15 protein-coding genes are annotated in these 19,040 nt (G+C 65.5%); 9 read left to right on the top strand and 6 right to left on the bottom strand.

Annotated elements, in window-relative coordinates; translation table 11 throughout:
- Window positions 1–130 precede the first annotated feature (130 nt).
- Window positions 131–1,423: an SGNH/GDSL hydrolase family protein gene (locus IG178_RS20170; RefSeq protein WP_193214390.1), complete on the bottom strand. Its 1,293-nt coding sequence runs from the start codon at window positions 1,421–1,423 to the stop codon at window positions 131–133.
- 93 nt (window positions 1,424–1,516) lie between these two features.
- Here IG178_RS20170 and IG178_RS20165 point away from each other — a divergent pair, with 93 nt between their 5' ends.
- From IG178_RS20165 to IG178_RS20155, 3 genes are all read left to right on the top strand, one after another.
- Entirely contained in the window at window positions 1,517–2,698 is a 1,182-nt protein-coding gene (locus IG178_RS20165; RefSeq protein WP_193214389.1) for an FG-GAP repeat domain-containing protein, read from the top strand.
- On the top strand, window positions 2,695–3,153 hold the full coding sequence (locus tag IG178_RS20160; protein WP_193214388.1) for a hypothetical protein: 459 nt from the start codon (window positions 2,695–2,697) through the stop codon (window positions 3,151–3,153). The genes IG178_RS20165 and IG178_RS20160 overlap by 4 nt, the downstream gene beginning before the upstream one ends.
- Window positions 3,154–3,281: 128 nt before the next feature.
- Window positions 3,282–5,339: a TonB-dependent receptor family protein gene (locus tag IG178_RS20155; protein ID WP_193214387.1), complete on the top strand. Its 2,058-nt coding sequence runs from the start codon at window positions 3,282–3,284 to the stop codon at window positions 5,337–5,339.
- A gap of 67 nt (window positions 5,340–5,406) precedes the next feature.
- On the opposite strand, the gene IG178_RS20150 is transcribed toward IG178_RS20155, so the two are convergent.
- On the bottom strand, window positions 5,407–8,982 hold the full coding sequence (locus tag IG178_RS20150) for a PVC-type heme-binding CxxCH protein (protein ID WP_193214386.1): 3,576 nt from the start codon (window positions 8,980–8,982) through the stop codon (window positions 5,407–5,409).
- A gap of 156 nt (window positions 8,983–9,138) precedes the next feature.
- On the opposite strand from IG178_RS20150, the gene IG178_RS20145 reads away from it, so the two are divergent.
- The 3 genes from IG178_RS20145 to IG178_RS20135 all read left to right on the top strand — a co-directional run bounded on the left by IG178_RS20145 (window position 9,139) and on the right by IG178_RS20135 (window position 11,402).
- Entirely contained in the window at window positions 9,139–9,873 is a 735-nt protein-coding gene (locus IG178_RS20145) for an AraC family transcriptional regulator (protein WP_193214385.1), read from the top strand.
- Between the two features lie 48 nt (window positions 9,874–9,921).
- Window positions 9,922–10,719, top strand: coding sequence for a protein-disulfide reductase DsbD domain-containing protein (locus IG178_RS20140; RefSeq protein WP_193214384.1), 798 nt, complete (start codon window positions 9,922–9,924; stop codon window positions 10,717–10,719).
- Window positions 10,720–10,793: 74 nt separating this feature from the next.
- Window positions 10,794–11,402, top strand: coding sequence for a redoxin domain-containing protein (locus IG178_RS20135; RefSeq protein ID WP_193214383.1), 609 nt, complete (start codon window positions 10,794–10,796; stop codon window positions 11,400–11,402).
- An 87-nt stretch (window positions 11,403–11,489) separates the two neighbouring features.
- Here the strand turns inward: IG178_RS20135 and IG178_RS20130 are convergent, their stop codons facing one another.
- Complete coding sequence (locus tag IG178_RS20130) at window positions 11,490–12,395, bottom strand: M56 family metallopeptidase (RefSeq protein ID WP_193214382.1); 906 nt, start codon at window positions 12,393–12,395, stop codon at window positions 11,490–11,492.
- Between the two features lie 65 nt (window positions 12,396–12,460).
- Window positions 12,461–12,832, bottom strand: coding sequence for a BlaI/MecI/CopY family transcriptional regulator (locus IG178_RS20125; protein ID WP_193214381.1), 372 nt, complete (start codon window positions 12,830–12,832; stop codon window positions 12,461–12,463).
- Between the two features lie 103 nt (window positions 12,833–12,935).
- Between IG178_RS20125 and IG178_RS20120 the strand changes: the two genes are divergently transcribed.
- Window positions 12,936–13,775, top strand: a complete 840-nt coding sequence (locus IG178_RS20120) for a hypothetical protein (RefSeq protein WP_193214380.1) — start codon at window positions 12,936–12,938, stop codon at window positions 13,773–13,775.
- Window positions 13,776–14,085: 310 nt separating this feature from the next.
- On the opposite strand, the gene glnD is transcribed toward IG178_RS20120, so the two are convergent.
- Window positions 14,086–16,824 (bottom strand): [protein-PII] uridylyltransferase, encoded by a 2,739-nt coding sequence (glnD, locus tag IG178_RS20115; RefSeq protein ID WP_193214379.1) that lies wholly within the window; start codon window positions 16,822–16,824, stop codon window positions 14,086–14,088.
- A gap of 93 nt (window positions 16,825–16,917) precedes the next feature.
- Between glnD and mnmM the strand changes: the two genes are divergently transcribed.
- Together mnmM and IG178_RS20105 are read left to right on the top strand one after the other, a co-directional pair.
- A complete protein-coding gene (mnmM, locus tag IG178_RS20110; RefSeq protein WP_193214378.1) occupies window positions 16,918–17,493 on the top strand; it encodes a tRNA 5-(aminomethyl)-2-thiouridylate-methyltransferase MnmM in 576 nt (191 codons plus the stop codon).
- 37 nt (window positions 17,494–17,530) lie between these two features.
- A complete protein-coding gene (locus IG178_RS20105; RefSeq protein WP_193214377.1) occupies window positions 17,531–18,469 on the top strand; it encodes a bile acid:sodium symporter family protein in 939 nt (312 codons plus the stop codon).
- 62 nt (window positions 18,470–18,531) lie between these two features.
- On the opposite strand, the gene ndk is transcribed toward IG178_RS20105, so the two are convergent.
- Window positions 18,532–18,963 carry a nucleoside-diphosphate kinase gene (gene ndk, locus IG178_RS20100; protein ID WP_193214376.1) on the bottom strand — a complete coding sequence of 144 codons (432 nt, stop codon included), beginning with the start codon at window positions 18,961–18,963 and terminating at the stop codon, window positions 18,532–18,534.
- Window positions 18,964–19,040 lie beyond the last annotated feature (77 nt).

The following is a 19,040-nucleotide window of genomic DNA, read 5'->3' as shown; positions in this document are numbered from 1 at the left end:
GGAACCGGCAGATGCCGTCGTTGCCTTCATTCCAGCCGCGATTCCACGCACTCTCCGAAGTTGCCCAAAGTGGTCTCCGGACCCCGGTGGGCGTGCGGCGATGTTTCCCTTCGCAACGTGAAACGTCGCGCTACTTCGCCTTGATGGTGATCACGTGCTCGGTCGGCAGCAGGGATTCCTCCACCGCCGCGGCCAGCGGGGCGCGGGCCTTTTCCGTCAGCGCGAAGGTGGCCTCAAGGTCGGCGCGTCCTTCCGGGCCGTGGGCGAGGTCCTTGATCTGGCGGGTCTCGTAGTTCTGCTTGGCGCTCACCGCGTCCATCACCTTCTTGAAGGCCGGAACCAGCGGATGGTTCGCGAAGTCCTTGGCCAGGTTGACGCCCGTCTGCAGTTCGCTGCCGCTGTAGGTGCGGGTGGATTCACCCCAGGTCACGCTGTATTCCGCGGCGGCCGGCGAGACGACTTTCAGGGTGAGGCGGTTCAGCTCGTCGTCGAACGGCACCAGCGCGAGCCCGGCGGCCATCGAGTCGTCGTTGGCGACGTCCCCGGGACCCGGGCTGAAGGGCAGGCGGCTGCTCTTGAGGGTGATGTTGCCGTTCTCCCCGCGGAGCACCTCGTGGCCGCCGGTCGCGGCGGCTTCGCCGGTTTCCGCGTTGTAGGTGATGGTGCCGAGGTCGCCGTCGAGTCCCAGGCCTTTCAGGAAGGCGTAGGCCATCACGACCTGGCCGGCCCAGCCGGGGTGGACGCCGTCCTTGCCGGCGACCATGAAGTCGGGGCCGTACTTCGCGTGGGCGGCGTGGTTGGCGAGCAACATCGGCCGGTAGACGTCGGCGAAGGTGACGTCCTGTTCCGCCGCGATGTCGATGCCGATGTTGCGGAACTTGGAGAGGGAAAGGTTGAGATCCTCCTTGGTGCCCGCGGCCGATTTCACCCAGTGCGGGACGGTGTCGATGATGCCCGGCGAACCTAACAAGACGCGGGTTCCCGCTTTCTTGAACAGTCCGATCATGGCGGTCTCGTTCTTGCGGTACTCCGCGGCGATCGCTTCGTCGAAGGGCACGTAGCGGAAGTCGTTCATGCCGTAGCAGGTGGTGGCGATGGTCGGCTCGAAGCGCAGGACGTCGCTCTCCATCCGTCCGAGGAATCCGCCGGCCTGCTCGCCGCTCCAGCCGTACTGGCGGCAGGTGATGCCGAGCTCCGGCATGCAGGCGGTGAGGTAGGCTTCCATGATCACCGAGTAGCGTTTCTGCTCCGTGATCGAGTCGCCGCAGATCGCCAGCTTGTCGCCTTTCTTGAGCAGCAGCCCGGCGGGTGCCGGGGCCGGGTCGAGCTGATAGGCCGAAAGCTCCGCCGGCAGGGCAGGGGCATCCTTGGCGAAAACGGGGCAGGCGAGGGCGATCGTGAGCAGGCTGATCCGGAGATTCATGGTGACTTCAAGACGAGCGGGAAGCGGCGGATGTATCAAGCCATCCTGTCTGCAGCGAAAGGTGGGTCCGCGGTGCCGCGTTTCCTCCGGTTCATGAAAGCCCACACCCTCGTCGTCCCCGCCGGATTGCTCGTCCTCGCTGCCTCCCTCGCGCAGAATCCGGCGAAACCGGGGTGGCGCAAGCAGGTGCTGACCAAGGACTTCCTCACCGAAGGCCTGGCCGCGGGCGACCTGGACGGCGATGGGGTGAAGGATCTTGTGGCCGGCGCGTTCTGGTTCAAGGGGCCGGACTTCAAGGAGGGCAAACTCTACCGTCCCGGCCACGCGGTGCCGATCGACGGCTACATGGAGGACTCCTTCCTGAGCTGGGTCGACGATCTCGACGGCGACGGCCGCAACGACATCCTGATGGCGAGCCACCCGGGCAAGGACATCACCCTCTACCTGAATCCCGGCAAGGAGGGCGATTGGCCGGCCCACCGGGTGATGACGGAGGCCGCGACCGAGAGTCCGCTGTGGACCGACGTCGACGGCGACGGCAAGAAGGACCTGGTCTGCATGCAGGGCGGGAAATTCGGTTACGCGACGGTGGACTGGAGCGACGTCACCAAGCCGTGGAGCTTTGTCCCGGTCTCGGAGAAGCGCACCGACTCTCCCTACACCCACGGTCTCGGCGCCGGCGATCTCAACGGCGACGGCAAGGTGGACATCATCGAGAAGGAAGGCTGGTTCGAGCAGCCGGCCGAGAAGGGGGCGGCATGGACATGGCACAAGGAGCCATTTGCCGGGCCGGGCGGCGCGCAGATGCTGGTCTTCGATGCCGACGGCGACGGGGACAACGACCTGGTCACCAGCCTCAACGGCCACGGCTACGGGCTGGCTTGGTACGAGAACCGCGGGGCGAAAGACGACACGGTGAGCTTCGGACGACACGAGATCCTCCCGGAAGACTCCGCCAAGACCGGCGAGGGCGGGCTGCAGTTCAGCCAGCTGCACGCGATGGTGGCGGGGGATTTCGACAAGGACGGTCGGATGGACTTCGCGACCGGCAAGCGCTTCTGGGCGCACAACGGTCACGACCCCGGCGCCAAGGACCCGGCGTTGGCCGTGGTCTTTTTCAACCGCAAGGAGGGCAGCGGCGTGAAATGGCAGCCCGAAGTGATCGACAACGACTCAGGCGTCGGCTGCCAGGTGATCGCGGTCGATCTGGACGGCGACGGCAACCTCGAGTTCGCCGCCGGCAGCAAGAAGGGCGTCCACGTGATCGGGCGGTGATCCTTTGGCCGGGGATTCTCCTTGAGCGCCCCCCGGCCGGCTTCTACTGCATTCGCGTCCTGAAGAGGTTCTTCCAGCTTTTGCTCGTCTCCCTCGGCTGCCTGCATCTGGCCGGGGGCCCGTATTTGTTGGTCCAGTCGATCGCCTGGGCGGGGATGCTGGTCCGCTACACCCAGCAGGACGGCTTGCTGAAGGGCACCATCGACACCTTCAGCGGTGACAAGCCCTGTGCCTTGTGTTGCAAGATCGCCGACTCGAAGCGGCACGACCGCGGGGAAACGCCCGCGTTGCCGGCCGGCGCGACGAAGTTGCTTGAGCTGATTCCCGTGACCGTGGTCACGGTGTCTCCCCCGCGATTCACCGCGGCTCCGGCCGTGACCTTTGCCGGGCTGGATCCGGCGCTTGATGAGGGCGGGCAGTCCCCGCCGGTGCCGCCGCCGCGAGCCGCGGCCTGATGCAAACCCCGTGGTCGTCCCTTTGCCGACGGCCGTGACCGAGAGCAGACCTCCCGTCGGGAAGGTGTGCCCGTTGCCTTGCATTCCCCACCCGGGTCCGCCGTGCCGGCGCGCCCGCTCATCAACCTATGAATCATTTCCAAACTTCCATTTGCATTGCCGCCGGACTTGGCGGATTCCCCGTCGCCCCGGCCCAGTCCCCCGAACTGCTCGACCCGATGGTGGTCGATGCCGGATCATCCGGATCCCTGACTGTCACGTCGTCCACGACCCGGCGGGAGGAACTTGAAAAGACGCCCGGTGGTGTCGAGGTCGTCGATGCCGAACGCTACCTGACCGGCCGCTCCAGCACCGTCGCCGACACCTTCGCGCTCTCCGCCGGGGTGTTCGCCCAGCCGCGCTTCGGCTCGGACGAAGCCCGCCTGTCGATCCGCGGATCCGGTTTGCAGCGCACCTTCCACGGCCGCGGGCTTTGGTTGATGCAGGACGGCGTGCCGTTGAACCTGGCCGACGGCGGCTTCGACTTCCAGGCGATCGACCCTCTATCGACAGACTCCATCAACATCTGGCGCGGATCGAACGCGCTGCCCTTCGGTTCGTCGACGCTCGGCGGGGCGATCGGTTACGTTTCCCACACCGGTGTGAGTTCGCCGGGTTATTCGGCCCGCGTGGAAGCCGGCTCCTTCGGCTACCTGCGGGCGAGGGTCGACGGCGGGTTCAACGGAGGGGCGGGCGACGTGTTCGTGAGTCTCTCCCAGCAGTCGCAGGAGGGCTTCCGGAAACACGCGGATCAAAACAACCAGCGGTTGTTCGCCAACTTCGGCTGGCGGCCCGCGGATAACGTCGAGACCCGCGTGTTCGTGACCTCGGTCATCACGGACTCGGAGCTGCCGGGGAACCTGACCAAAGCGGAGCTCGAACTCGACCCGCGGATGGCGGCGCCCGGTAACATCGCCCTGGACCAGAAACGCGATTTCGAGTTGTTCCGGATCGCCAGCAAAACGACGGTGGTCAACGGCGACAGCACCTTGGATTTGATCGGTGCCTGGACCTACAAGGATCTGGATCACCCGATCTACCAGGTCATCGACCAGGAATCCAACGACGGCCTGCTGCGCATGGCTTTCACCCACACCGGCGACCTGTGGGGCCGCGAGCAGCTGTTCCGGGCCGGAGTCATGTTCCAGCGCGGGCGCACGATGTCCTCGAACTACGCCAATCTCTCGGGTGACCGCGGGGCCCTGCTGCAAAGGAACCGGCAGACCGCCACCAACCTGGAGGCCTTCGTTGAAAGCCAGATCGAACTTGTGCCCGGCCTCACCGGGGTCCTCGGGGCCGCGGCGTCGCGGAACCTGCGTGAGAACGAGCGGCTCTTCGGCCCCACTCCCTCTAACAGCAGCTACAATCGCACCTATGAAAACATCGCGCCGAAGATCGGCCTGCGCTGGGACCTGAGCGACATCCAGGTCTACGGGAACGTCAGCGGCAGCTACGAGCCGCCGTCCTTCAGCGAGTCCGGCACGGCAGTGGTGGCGAACGAGGCCCAGACCGCGACCACCTTCGAACTCGGCAGCCGCGGCGAGAAGGGCCCGGCGGCGTGGGACCTGTCGCTTTACTACTCGGAGATCGAGGACGAGTTGTTGACGGTGCAGTTGCCCGCGCCGGCTCCGGTGGGAGCGACCGGGACGATCAATGCCAACCGGACCGTCCACCAGGGCATCGAGTTCGCGGGCGAGATCGATCTTCTGGGCGGCCCGTGGGATACGGCTCCGGAGCACCGTCTCGTTTTCCGCAGCGCCTGGACCTACGGGGACTTCCGGTTCCACAATGACCCGGTGTACGGAGACAACCGGATCGCCGGTCTCCCCGAGCAGTGGGTCCGCGGCGAGTTGATGTGGGAAAACGACAGCGGCTGGTATGCCGGACCGACTTTCGAGTGGGTACCCGTGAAGTCGTGGATCGACCACCGCAACACCTATGCGGCGGATCCCTACGCATTGGTCGGCTTCAAGTTCGGCCGCCGGGTGGAAGACGGGATCTCCTGGTTCGTGGAAGGCAAGAACCTCACCGGGGAACGGTATGCCGCGACGACGGGGGTGATCGAGAATGCGAACGGCAAGGATCAGCGGCAGTTTCTTCCCGGCGACGGCCGCGGTGTCTATGCGGGCATCGAGGTCCGGTGGTAAACGGACACGGGTGAAACGAGAAGGGCGGCGGGAGAATGCTCCCGCCGCCCTTTGATGCAGGTCTTGCTCAGTGGCCGAGTTCCTTCGCGGTCCAAGGCGTCGTGCGGTCCTTGTACTTTGCGCGGATCTCCTTCACCTGAGCCGGCGTGACGGCCTCGGCGTCGTTCGACCAGCTCTGGCGGACGAAGGTCAGGACGTCGGAGATCTTCTGGTCGTCGAGATCGACGTGCGGCGGCATGACATTGTTGTAGTCCTGGCCGGCGACCTTCACGGGACCCTGCAGGCCGCCGATGACAATGCGGACCGGCACGCTCGGGTCGCCGGTCACCCACTCCGAGCCGTCGAGCGGAGGGAAGGCGGTCGGGACACCCTGGCCGGTCGGCTGGTGGCAGGCGATGCAGGTCAGGTCATAAACCGCCTTGCCGCGCTCGTGCACGGCATCGTCGACCTTGAACTTCTTTTCCGTCGGCGTCGCCGGAGCCGCCGGGGTCGCGTTGAGGTCGGCAAGGAGCTGCTTGGTGAAGGCATTGTCTGTGGCAGCGATGGCATCCGCGAGCGCCTTCTTGGCGTCGTCGCCGGCGGTGGAGGCGAAGTGGGAGGCAACCTGCTGGACCATGCCCGTGGCACCGCCGCCACCCGCGATCTCGGTCAACGAAACATCGTCATAAAGGGCGGTGCCGGTGGCGCCGCCGTAGCCGCCGAACAAGGCGTGAATGAGCAGTTCGGAGCGATCGCCCGAGTCGAGGTCGACCGACACGCGGGTCCAGTCGTTGGTGCCCTTCACGCTGTTGGTGCGCTCGCCGCCGTGGATGTTGAGGAGGGCGCCGGGGCCGTTGCCGTTGGGCTTGTGGTCGATGGTCTTGATCCAGGCGGTCAGGCGGTAGCCGGTCCGGCGCTTGACCGGGATGGTGACCGCGACCCCGGAGTCGGTGGGCTGGGCGGACGAGATGGAGAGACACATGCTGCCATCGCGACCGAGCGGCGAGGCGGTGACTTTCACGTCGCCGCCACGGGCACCGCCGTAGGTCCGGAGATCGGTCCAGCCGGTCGGCTTGCCGCCGGCGACCTCGGAGAAGTCGGGGTTGGGCAGCAGGTTGGGTGATTCCTTCGTGCTGTCGACACCGCCGAAATTGACGGCCGAAGCGGCGGCAAGGACGCCTGGGGCCTGACGGCTGGCGGCGATGCGCCACGCGTCCTTGAGCGTGGTGTCCGAGGTGATCCGTTGCTCATCGGCGGTGATCAGGTGGAAGATCGCCTTGCCGACGGCGGGGTCGACCGGGCCGTCCGACAGGGCGACCAGGGCCTCGGCGAGTTCGCGGTCGCCGCGGACGAGGATCTTGCCGTCTGCGACAAAGACATCGCGCAGTTGCTGCGGCGTCGCGACATGGATGCCGGCGCGCTGCAGCGAGCGGATGCCCGAGTTTAGCGCGTTGTGGACCGTGTCGTCGTCGGGGATCCCGAGTCCGGCCATCGCGTAGACGGCGTGGGCCGAGCCACGGTCGCCGGCGGCGGCGATCTTCGCGAGTTGCGGGGCGAGGCTCTTGTTGCCGCTTTCGATGAGCAGTCGCTGGGCATGGAGTCGCCAGAAGAGGTTGGAGTGCTCGAGCGCCGCGAGCAGGGTGTCCGGCTTCGCGGGGTCGAGGCCGGGGTTCTTGTCGTCGGCGCTGCCCTTCGGATAGATCCGGTAGACGCGGCCGTGTTGCTTGTCGCGCAGCGGCGTTTCATAGGCGTTGCCCTTGCCGTTCCGGGCGTCGAGGCCGGACGACTGCTTGCTGGGCGTCGGATTGTGCTGGATGATCAGGTTGTACCAGTCACAGACCCACATCGCGCCGTCGGGACCGACCTCGGCGCAGACCGGGCCGGACCAGGCGTCGGCGCTGTTGTAGAGGTTGTTGTAGCGCTGGACCGCCTTGTAGCCGGCGCCTTCGCGGGTGATGTCGAAGGTGCCGACGAGCTTGCCGGTGCCCTCGGTGACGAAGGCGGTCTTTTCCCGCCAAGACTCCGGGAAGCGCTCCGCGGTGTAGAAGGCGTGGCCGGCACCGGCGGTGTAGCGCTCGAACTGGTCGACCTGGCGGATGTCGGCCGAGCTGGGGTTGAAGATCGGGTTGTCGTCCGCGCGCGGGGTGCGGGGTGCCTGCATGCCGGCGCTGGCGTAAGCCGCCTGCGGGTGGCTGATGTAAAACGACGGGTTGGCGTTGGCGGTGGAACCCATCACGTCGAAGTCGGACGTCGTGCCAAAGCCCCAGGTGTTGTTGGTGGTGTTCTGCAGGACCTCGAGCTTCGAGCCGTCGCTCTTGAAGCGGAAGACCGCCTGGCTGAACTCGTGGCGCTCGCCGCCAACTTCGCCCTTGAAGCCGGAATACCCGACGGTGGCGTAGATCCAGTTGTCGTGGCCGTAGCGGAGGTTCGACACGCCGGCGTGGGTGTCACCGACGCCGAAGCCGCTGAACAGGACCTTGCGGACGTCGGCCTTGTCGTCGCCGTTGGTGTCCTTGAGGAAAAGGACTTCCCGGCAGTTGGTGGCGATCACGCCGCCGTCGGCGAAGACCAGCGAGGTGGGGATGGAGAGCTTGTCGGCGAAGGTCGTGAACTTGTCGGCCTGGCCGTCACCGTTGCGATCCTCGCAGATGATGATCTTGTCGTTGCCCATCGTGCCGTCGTGCAGGCTGTTGGGGTAGTCGGTCGTTTGGATCACGAAGGCGCGACCCTTGTGGTCCCAGTTGACGTAGATCGGGTTGACGATGTCGGGTTCGGAGGCGAACAAGGAGAGCTCGAACCCGGCCGGCACCTGGGCGAGTTTCATCGACTCTTCGGGCGACAGCGGCTTCTGCGCCTTGGTAATCAGCTCGCGCTTGAGGTAGCCCGGAAGTTTTGCCTCCTCCTGTTCCAGCTTCGGCAGCTTCAGGGAGCGGAGAAGATTGTATTTTTCCGGTCCGACGCTCCAGAAAATGGCGCGCTTGAGAAGGTTGTGGAACTCCGGTTGGTCCCACACGCGGTTGTCGTGGCCGGCGGCGGTGTAGAAGACGCGGCCCTTGCCTTGTTCGCGGACCCAGGTCCACGGCTCCTGCTCGCGTCGTTCGAGGATCACGCGGTCATCGGTGAGCTGGTCGTGGACGTAGGTTTCGTCCCAGGCCTTGAAGCCCTGGTAGCCCTGCATGATCGGATGCCTGCGGTTCACCGGGGTGACCTTGAACTCGCCGCTCTCGTGACTCTTGAAGCGGCCGCCGACCAGCTTGATGAACTCGGGGGATCCGCCGTAGCAGGCCGAGGCGCAATGGATCGGGAGGAAGGCGCCGCCGCCTTCGACGTAGTCGGTCAGGGCCGAGAGTTGTTCGGCCGGCAGCGGGCCGTTTTGCTCCCAGTTGCCGTACATCAGGAGGGCGTCGTAGTGGGCGAGGGTCTTGCCGTTGAACGCCTCGGCGGGATCCTCGGTGTAGGTAAAGTCGATCCCTTCGGTGCCGAGGTGACGCTTGATGATCCGGTAGCGGACGACCGGGTCGTGATGCGGCCCGTTGGCCGTGGGTGCCCCGAAGAACAGCACCTCGAGACGGCGCGCCTCGGGTTTCGGAACGATCATCGGTTTGGCCAGCAGCGCGCCGAGGGCGGCGAGTGGCAGGAGGATTGATAAGCGGAGCGCTTGCATGGTCTTGGGTGGCGGTTGGAACCGTCGGGGGGTCGCAACGTGCCCCAACCGTTCGGGTTTTCAAATTGAATCAGAATTGATCAGAGAGCTTGTAGGATTGCGGGATCGGCTTGTATGTTTTTGCCAGTGGACAATCCTAACGAACGCCGCCGGTGGATGGAAGCCCTGCCCCCGGGACAATTCCGGCAGCTCTTCGACTTCCTGCAGGGCACCTTGTTTTTCGCCAAGGACCGGGAAGGCCGGCTGATGATGGGGAACCCCGCTTTCGTGAAGCGCTGCGGCTTCGAGAAGGAGGAACAGATCGTCGGCCTGACCGACCACCAGATCTTCCCGCCACGGCTGGCGGAGAAGTATCATCGCGACGACGAGAAGGTGATGACGACCCACCAGCCGCTGCTCGGCCTGATCGAGTTGTTCCCGAATTCCGAGGGCCGGCCGGAGTGGTTCATCACCGACAAGCTGCCGCTTTTCGCGGAAAACGGCGAGGTCTGCGGGGTGTGCGGGACGGTGCGCAGCTACGAGGAACAGCGGGCAGCCATCCAGCCCTACCTCGAGCTGGCGGACGTGGCCGAGCACCTGAAGGCGAACTTCCGTGAGCGGCTGGAGGTTTCCGAACTGGCGGAGATCGCCGGGCTTTCGGTGCGACAGTTCGAGCGCAAGTTCCGCAAGACCTTTCAGACCACGCCGCGCAGCTACCTGATGCGGATGCGGGTGATCAAGGCCTGCGAGCTGCTGGCCGGCTCGAACCTGCCGATCACCGAGGTGGCACTGGAGTCGGGCTTTTACGACCACAGCGACTTTTCGCGGCAGTTCCGCAAGCACATGGGCCAGGTGCCCACCGCCTACCGCCGCGAGAAGCGGGGACTCGCCGCGAAGCAGAAGCTGGAGTGAGCGGAAAATCGGTGGCCCGGCCGGCGATCCGCGCTTTAGATGGCCGGGATGAAACAACTGATCGTGTTGGCGGCGGGGCTGCCGCTGGTGGCCCCGTTGATGGCGGGCGAGAAGTCGGGCCATGCCGAGGCCGAGGTTCTTGCCGGGGTCGAGTCTTACCAACCCGGGAAGGCGGTGCCGGTGGCAGTCAAATTGAAGATCGAACCGGGCTGGCACAGTTACTGGATCAATCCCGGCGTCGGCGGCATGCCGCTGAAGGCGACCTGGAGCCTGCCCGGGGGATGGACGGCCGGCGAACTGCGGCAACCGGTGCCGAAGCGCTTCATGACCGGCGACCTGCCCGGCTTCGGCTACGAGGGCGAGGCGGTCTACCTGGTCGATCTCCTGCCGCCGTCCGGTGCGACGGGGGAGGCGGAGTGCAAGCTCGAGCTTGCCTGGTTGACCTGCAACGAAAGTTCCTGCGTGCCCGGTGACGTGAGCTTGTCACTGAGCCTGCCGCAGGGAGACGCCAAGGCGGGTGCCGCTGCGACGGTGATCGCGGAAGCCCGCAGGAAGATCCCGGAGCCGAAGGAGCTGGGATTCAAGGTGGTCGAGAACGGCGATTCGTTGAGTTTGATGTTCCTCGATGCCGACGGAATCGATTTGGCCGGTGTTTCCGCGTTTCCCGCCACGCCCGATGTCGTCGATCCCTCGGACCCGATCAAAATCGGGCGTACACGCGACGCGTGGACGGCGGTTGTGAAAAAAAGTGAATACGCCGACGGTCCGGCGACTCTCCTTGAGGTCGTGCTGGCGGGCGGAAAACTCGACCGGCCGGTGCTCGTGTCCTGGCGCGCGGACAAGTGACGGGATTTTCATTAGACAGCTTCCCGCCCCTCGCCACCGTCTCCAACGCAACAGAATCCCCTACCCACATCATCATGAAAAACAACACGTTCCTCGGCGCCGTGCTCGGTGCCATGATTTGCAGCGCCACCGCTTACGCCGTCGAACCCGGTGATGCGGCACCCGCCTTCACCGTGAAAAACGTAAAGGGCGAGGAAGTCTCGCTCTCCGACTACAAGGACAAGGTGGTGGTCCTCGAGTGGATCAACCATTCCTGCCCCTTCGTCCAGAAGCACTACGGCAGCGGCAACATGCAGAAGCTGCAGGAAACTTACACCGGCAAGGACGTCGTGTGGATTTCCGTCAACTCTTCCGCTGAAGGCCAACAGGGCTATCTACCGGGCGAAGAGCTGGCGGCCAAGAGCGCCAAGGAAGGCAGCAAGGCGAGCCAGATCGTCATCGACAGCGATGGCAAGGTCGGCCACGCCTATGATGCCAAGACCACCCCGCACATGATCGTCATCGGCAAGGATGGCAAGGTTGCCTACAACGGGGCGATCGATTCCAAGGCTTCGGTCGACGCGGCGGACATCGCCTCGTCCGACAACTACGTCGCCGCGGCCCTGGATGCCGTGCTCGCCGGCCAGACCGTCGAGACCGCCAAGACCAAGCCCTACGGCTGCGGCGTGAAATACGCCAAGTAAGCCGTTTCCCGGCCTTTCCCTTCCAGCCTCCGGGTCGCGGCCCGGGGGCTTTTTCGTGCCGTCATGACCGGAGGAACTCCGTGTGGATCAGTTTCCCGGGAACGGATCGGCATTCAGGCGCAGCTGGATTTCCTCCATCGGGATCGCCGGTTTGGCGGGCGGGTCGGCGCGGCGGATCATCGCGAGGCCAAGGGCGGTGATTACGGCCAGCGCGACCAGGGCGATCAGCGCCGCGGCGGAACCGCGCGGGGTGCCGGAGAACATCCGCTTCACCCGTGCCTCAAGCCCGCTCTCGTGGGCCATGGCCAGCGCGGTGGCGGGTGAAGGGGTCGAGGCCGCCAGATCGCACAGGACATTCGCATAACGCTCGGCCCCGAGCCCGCCGGCCACCACCTGCTCGTCGCAGGCATATTCGCACTGGTCGCCCAGGCGCCGGGCCATCCACCAGACCAGCGGGTTGAACCAGTGCAGCGCGCAGGCGATGGCGCCGGTCGCTCTCAGCAGGGGATCCTTCCGCCGGTGATGGGTGATCTCATGGGCCAGCACCGTCTCGCGGGTTTCCGCGGACCAGTCGTGCCAGGAGGCGGGGACGAAGACGACCGGCTTCAGGATTCCCGCGGCCACCGGGCTGGTGATCGCATCCAGTTCGCGGATGTCCACCAGCGCGTCGCCCGCTTCGCGCGCTTCGATCCGCCGGGACTGCTTCCTCCAGCGATGTAGGACGGTCAACGCCACCGCCAGCCGCAACGATGCGATCGCCACGCCTGCACCCCAGATCCAGGGCAGCCACCGCAGCCATCGCGCCTCGCCGCCGGGGTTCGAAGGGGCGGGGGGGAGGACGTCCAAGGTCGGCAGGAAAAAAAGCAGCGGGAACGCGGCGAGCAGGACCAGCACCAGCAGCGTGAGCCGCGGGTCGCGGGCCTCGTCACGCCTGCCCGCGAACCACACGGTGGCGGTGGCGATCACGGAAAACGCGATGGAGGAAAGGAACATGGTATTAATCTGGTCATTCTGCGGGAAGCAGGGCGATCCAGAGGCGACACTTCATGGCGGGAAAGTTACCCTTGGGGGCCGATCAGCTTCCTGATCCTCTCGATCTCGGCCTTGCTGAGTTGCTGGTCCTTGGGGTCGAGCAGGGCGGCGACGAGGTTCTCGGGTTTGCCCTCGAAGAAGGTGGAGAGCAGTTGCTTCAGCGCGGAGCGCTTGGCCTTCTTCTCCGGGACCTCGGGACGGTAGACATAGCGCCGGGACTCCTTGCGGTGGGAGATCAGTCCCTTTTCCAGCATCGTCGCCAGCAGTGCCCGGACGGCGGAATAGGTCGGCGCGTCGGCCATGTCATCCATCACCTCCTGGGCGGTCGCCTCACCGCGGCGGTAGAGGATCTCCATGACCTGACGTTCGCGCCTTGCCAGGGTTTCAGCATTGCTCATGGGGTGCAACGTAGAGGGTGCTGGAAAAGCTGCAATTAAAATGTTGGAAAAATAGCACAAAGAGATTGACGGCGGGTTGTTCAAATGCTGGAAATCCAGCACCATGAAATGCATGATCAACACCAAGGGGATCGCCGGCTGCGGCGGCAAGATCGGTCTCGCGCTGGCTTCGGCCCTGTGGCTGGCGAGTTGCGCCGTCAACGACGGTCCCTATGCCGGTTCGGATGCCTACATCGCACCGGGCGAGGCGCTGGCATCGCCATCGGTGAAGGCGGACTCCTCGCCGCGGCCGCGGAAGGCGGCCCAGGAACGTCCCGGGCTCGCCACCGGCTTCGGGGAGTCGACCCGCTCGCCGTGGAACCGGCAGTCCTTCGTCCGCGCCTCGTCGAAGCCGGCGGGCACCGGGGTGATCTACTACAACAACCGGGAAGGCATCGACGCGATGACCGGCTACAAAAGCAAGGTGGACGGGATCCAGACCGCCGCCGGGAACATGGTCGAGTGGGGGATCAAGGGCGGCTTCGGTTTCCTGCCCACCTACGATACCTATCGGAATTCCAAGCGGTTCGTGGTCGGCAAGCGGGACGGGAGCTATTCCATCTACCTCAAGAACCGCTGCAAGAGCCGGCTCGAGGTGGTGCTGAGCGTCGACGGGCTCGATGTCATCGACGGCAAGACCGCGGGCTTCTCGAAACGCGGCTACGTGATCGCTCCCGATGAAACGCTGGAGGTGAAGGGCTGGCGGACCAGCCCCGACACCGTGGCGCGGTTCAAGTTCTCCACGGTGTCCGGATCGTACGCGAACCTGGCGCATGGCGAGCACCGCAACGTCGGGGTGATCGGGCTGGCGGTCTTCACCGAGAAGGGGGTCGATCCCTGGACCTGGATGCCGGACGAGGTGAATGACCGGATGACGGCGAACCCGTTCGCCAGGGTGCCCTGAATTCCGGCAACTACGGTGATAAAGTAGAAAGGCGTGAGCCGTTATCCCCCCCGGAATTCCGACTCACGCCTTTTTCTGGTTTTTGCGGGCCTGTCCGGTCGCCCTGACGTCTGAAATCCCCCCGGAGATCAGCCTCAATGGTAGCGACGGCCTGGTGATCCGCTTCCCGTCTACAAACCGAAGCTCGCCGACGGGTCCCGGAAGGTGACGGGTCGATGGATTTTGGCCAGCCAGAAATGACCCGTACCCGGAGAAACTTATTCCCAGGTTTTTCCCATCGCCGGGCGGCTTCCTTGGAAGCTCAGCAGCCTCAATCCTTTTTGCCGATCAGGGTCTCCACGGTCTGCTGCAGGTGCTGCAGGATTTTCTCGTCGTAGACCTTCTTGCCGTCGTGCGTCGTGATGTAGATCGTGTCCATCGCGGCGCCCTTCTCGGTGGAGATCCGCGCATTGGCGGTGTTGAGGCCGTGGCTGTTGATGGCGTGGAAGAGGTCGTGGAGCAGCCCGATCCGGTCCACCGCCTGGACTTCGATCGCGGTGTAGGTGGGATGGAGATCATTGGAAACGTAGGCGCGGACGGGGAAGGCCATGCCATGATCGTCCTTCGGCCGGAGCAGGTTCGGCTTGCGTCGGAAATAACGGGCGTGCTCGTACTTCGCCAGCTGGCCGACTTCCTTGAGGGTCGATGACAAGCGTTTGCGCAGGTTGAGGTCGGAGACCGGCTCGAAGTTGGTGGTGCAGACGCGAAACAGGTCGAGCACCACGCCATCGGTGCGGGTGAAGAAGTCGGCCGAAAGGATGTTCAGCTCCTCGGAGGCGAGGGCGCAGCAGATCTTTTCCAGCAGCAGCGGCTGGTCGCGGGTGGCGATCACCAGCTCGGTGTAGCCCTTCTCCGGGCTGTCGAGCCACTGCAGCGAGCATTCGAAGGTGTTGTCCTCCGCGGGAGGAGCGAGGCGGTAGACGGCCTTCACATGCGATGCAACGGCGGCAGGGCTGCGGAAGCGGAAATAGGATTCCGGCATCCGCTTGAAATGGTCGTCGAGGGCGGTGTGTTTTTCCGGCTTGAGCTGCGCCTTGGCGAGTTCCTTGAGCTCCTTCTTTTCGGTCCGGATCGATGCCGCGTAGCGCTCGCGGCCTTCCGACAGGAAGATCCGGGTGCTCGAGTGGAGCTGGAGCATCAGCGTTTCCTTCCAGCTCGACCAGGTCTCGGTGTTGGTGCCGTTGGAGTCGGCGTAGCTGAACAACAGCAGGAGATCGAGGCGGGCCTTGGTTTTGACGATCCGCGCGAACTCGGCGACCACGTCGGGGTCCTCGATGTTCCGGGTGGTGGCGAAGCGCCAGAAGGTGAGGTGGTGGTCCACCAGAAACATGATCAGGGCGCGGCGCGGGCCGTGGACCTGCAGGCGGTTGCAGAGCTTGGAGGCCAGCATCGCCGAGCCGTCCGTGTGCTCGCGGACGTTCTCCGCGCGGCCGGTGTCGTGGAGGATCAGTGCGAGGTAGAGCGCGTAGGGGTCCTCGGCTTCGTGGAAAAGGCGGCGGTAGATCTGCTTCTTCGGCTCTTCGCTGCCGACCAGCGCGTCGAGTTCCTCGATGCAGCGCAGGGTGTGTTCGTCGGCGGTGTAGCGGTGGAAGAATTCGTGCTGGACCAGGCAGTCGAGCGCGCCGAACTCCGGCAGGTAGCGGCCGAGGAAGCCGACGCGGTGCATCTGCCGCAGCGTGCGGGCGACGTCGCCCTTGCGTTCGAGGATGGCCTGGAAAGTCTCGCGGTTCGTCTTCGAGTAGCAGAAGGGGCGGCCGATGTCCTCGCGGTGGGCCTTGACGAGCTTGCGCATCGCCGGGCTGAGCCGCAGACCGCGCACCTGGCAGTGCTGGAAGAGCCGCATCAGGCGATGGGGATCCTCTTTGAAGATGCTGTTGTTCTGCGGGAAGATGCGGCCGTCGCGGCCGACGAAGCCGTCGAACTCCTCGCGCTTCTTCTTGCGGACCATCAGGTAGGACTTCAGCCCGGATTCGGCGCGAGTTTCCTGATCGATCTCGAAGGTCTCCATCAGCGACTCGGTGTGCCGGTAGAGGGCGCGCGTGTGCCGGTAGTAGTCGCGCATGAAGGCCTCGGTGCGGCGCAGGATGCTGCGCTGCGGGTAGCGGAAGTTGGTCGCGACGACGCCCTGCAGGCGCAAGGTCAGCTGGTCGCTGGCACGGCCGGCATCGTAGTGGAGCTCGTTGCGGACGCGGTTGAGGAAGTCGTAGGCCGCCTCGATGTTGCGCAGTGCGGCCGCGGTCAGGAGGCGGTCGTCGACGAGTTCGCGCAGGCTTTTCGCCCCGAGCTTCACCCGCGCGACCCAGCAGATGTTGTGGTAGTCGCGCATCCCGCCGCAGCTCTCCTTCACGTTCGGCTCCTGAAGGAACACGGTCTTGGACGACTTTTCGTGGCGGTTGACGAGGTCCTGGCGGCGCAGCTCGAAAAAGGCCGCCTGGCCCTTGGCGATGCATTCCTTTTCAAAGCGGGCCTGGAACTCGGCGAACAACTTCTTGTCGCCGGCGATCAGGCGCGCTTCCATCAGGGCGGTCTTGTTCTCCTGGTCGGCCTTGGCCTGCTGGATGCATTCGGCGACGGAGCGGCAGGCGTGGCCGACCTTGAAGCCGACGTCCCACAGCAGGTAGAGGATTTCCTGCACCAGCGAGGTGAGGTCGGCCGGCAGCTTGTTGGACGCGCGCGGCAGGAGGAAGAGGATGTCGATGTCGGAACAAGGATTGAGCGTGCCCCGACCATAGCCGCCGATCGCCACCAGGCCGATCACCGGCGCGTCCTTGCGCTTGGACAGCGCGAGGTCGAAGAGCGAACGCAGCACGACATCGAGCAAGCCGGCGCGGGCATGGGCGGTTTCCAGGCCGCCCGCCCCGGCGCGGTGATGGAGCTTGATGCGGTGTTCCTCGATCTTGAGGAAGCGCTTGTAGAGGGCGATGCGTTCGGCTGGCGAAAGATGGCCCTGGACCGCGGGCTTGAGGGCCTTTTTCGCGTGGGCTTGCAGGGTTTTCAGGTGGGCGGACATCCAGTGGTTCTAGCGTGCGCGGATTTCCCCGTGGGTCAAGGCGCGGGCTTGATCGGGACTTGCCGGGGCCGGGAGGACGGTGAAAGTCGCGGCATGCCGAGCCCATCCGAGCGACCGACCGCACGCGCCCACCGCGAGGTGACGGCGGTGCTGCGGGCCGGCGACCTCGCCGTCGACGCCACCGCGGGCAACGGCCACGACACGCTCTTCCTCGCCGAACGGGTGGGAGAGGACGGGCGGGTGATCGCCTTCGACATCCAGGCGGCGGCGATCGATGCGACGCGGATGCGCCTGGAGGCCGCGGGCTTGTCCGGCCGGGTCGAGTTGCATCAGGCGTCGCACGGGCGGCTGTTGGAGACGGCCGGTCGCGGCACGGTGACGGCGGTGATGTTCAACCTGGGCTACTTTCCCGGTGGCGACCACGCGGTGATCACCCGGACCGAGGAAACGCTGGCCGCCCTGGGGCAAGCGCTGGAGGCGCTCCGGCCTGGCGGGTTGTTGACCATCGTCTGCTACCCGGGTCATCCGGGGGGCGACGAGGAAAGCGACGCGGTGCTGGCATGGGGAGGGGCATTGGCGGCCGATGCTTTCCGCTGCGAGGTCAGCCGGCGCACCGACACCCTGCGGCCGTCGCCGTTTCTCGTCATGGTGACACGATCCCGAGATTGACCGTCCCTGGCTTTTCGGGCTTCTGGCGGTTTCAAACATGTCGTTCCGTCTCTGTGCCCTGTTCGCCGCGGCGTTTCCGTTATGGATTGTGCTCGGTTGTGGCTGGGCGTGGCTGCGGCCGCACGACTGGATCTGGTTCCGGCCATGGATTGAGCCCGGCCTGGGGCTGATCATGCTGGGCATGGGGCTGACGCTCCGGCTGGCGGACTTCGCCGCGGTCGCGAAACGTCCCGCCGCGGTGGCCGCGGGTTTGCTCGCGCAGTTCATCATCATGCCCGCGAGCGGGTGGTTGATCGCGCGGGTGTTTCACCTCGAACCGGGACTGGCGCTCGGGCTGGTGCTGGTGGCGTGCTGCCCGGGAGGGACGGCTTCGAATGTCATCTGCTACCTCGCGCGGGCGAACGTCGCCTTGAGCGTGCTGATGACCATGTGTTCCACCTTTGCGGCGGTGGTCATGACGCCGCTGCTGACCAAGTGGCTGGCGGGGAAATACCTGCCGGTCGATGCCGCGGCCCTGTTCCAATCGATGCTGCTGGTGGTGCTGCTGCCGCTGGTCACCGGCATTGCGGTGAACACCGCGGTGGGCCGCCTGCGGCATCCGGAGAAGGTCCGCCGGGCGGTGGGCGCCGCCGGGCCGGTGCTGAGCGTGCTGGTCATCGTGCTCATTGTCGGCTGCATCGTGGCGCTGAAAAAGGCTGAGATCGCCCGCGCGGCGGGCCCCCTGTTCCTGTCGGTGTTCCTGCTGCACGCGTCGGGCTTCGGCTTCGGCTACCTGGCGATGTGGCTGTTCCGGCAGGACGAATCATTGCGGCGGACGGTGTCGATCGAGGTCGGCATGCAGAACAGCGGCCTCGGCAGCGCGCTGGCCACCAAGCATTTCGCTGAGTACGCGCTGGCGCCGGTGCCGGCGGCGATCTCCGCCGTTTACCACTGCATCATCGGCAGCCTGCTGGCGGCCTGGTGGCGCCGGCGCTGATACGAAAAAGGCCGCGCCCCGGTGTGCGGGGAGCGGCCTTTGGATGAAATCCGGTGCGGGATTCAGAACACCTCGCCGTCCTTGAAGAAGCGCTTGAGCTCGGCTTCGGCCGCTTCGGTGCTGTCGGAAGCATGGCAGACGTTGCGCATCTTGGCGTCGCCTTCCTTGTCGCCGAAGTCGCCGCGGATGGTGCCCGGGGCGGCGGCCTTGGAATCGGTGGGGCCGAGGAGGTCGCGGACCTTGGCGATGACATCGTCGCCTTCCAAGGCGAGGGCGATGACCGGCGTTTCCTGCATGAATTCGCGCACCGACGGGAAGAAGGGCTTGTCGGCGATGTGCGAGTAGTGGTCGGCGAGGAGCTCGTCGGTGAGGAAGAGCATCTTCATGCCACGGATCTTGAAGCCAGCCTTCTCAAAGCGGGCGAGAACGGTGCCGACGAGGCTTTTGGCGACGGCGTCGGGCTTGAAAAGGATGAGGGTGGTCTCGAGAGCCATGCGCGGGAGGTAGGTGGCAGGGGGCGGGCTGGCAAGCCTTTTGGCGTTAGAGAAGTGCCGGTGCTCCGGGATCCCGG

This window comes from Neoluteolibacter marinus, assembly GCF_014904755.1.
Classification (GTDB): domain Bacteria; phylum Verrucomicrobiota; class Verrucomicrobiia; order Verrucomicrobiales; family Akkermansiaceae; genus Haloferula; species Haloferula marina.
This window is presented reverse-complemented; position numbering and strand designations above follow the sequence as displayed.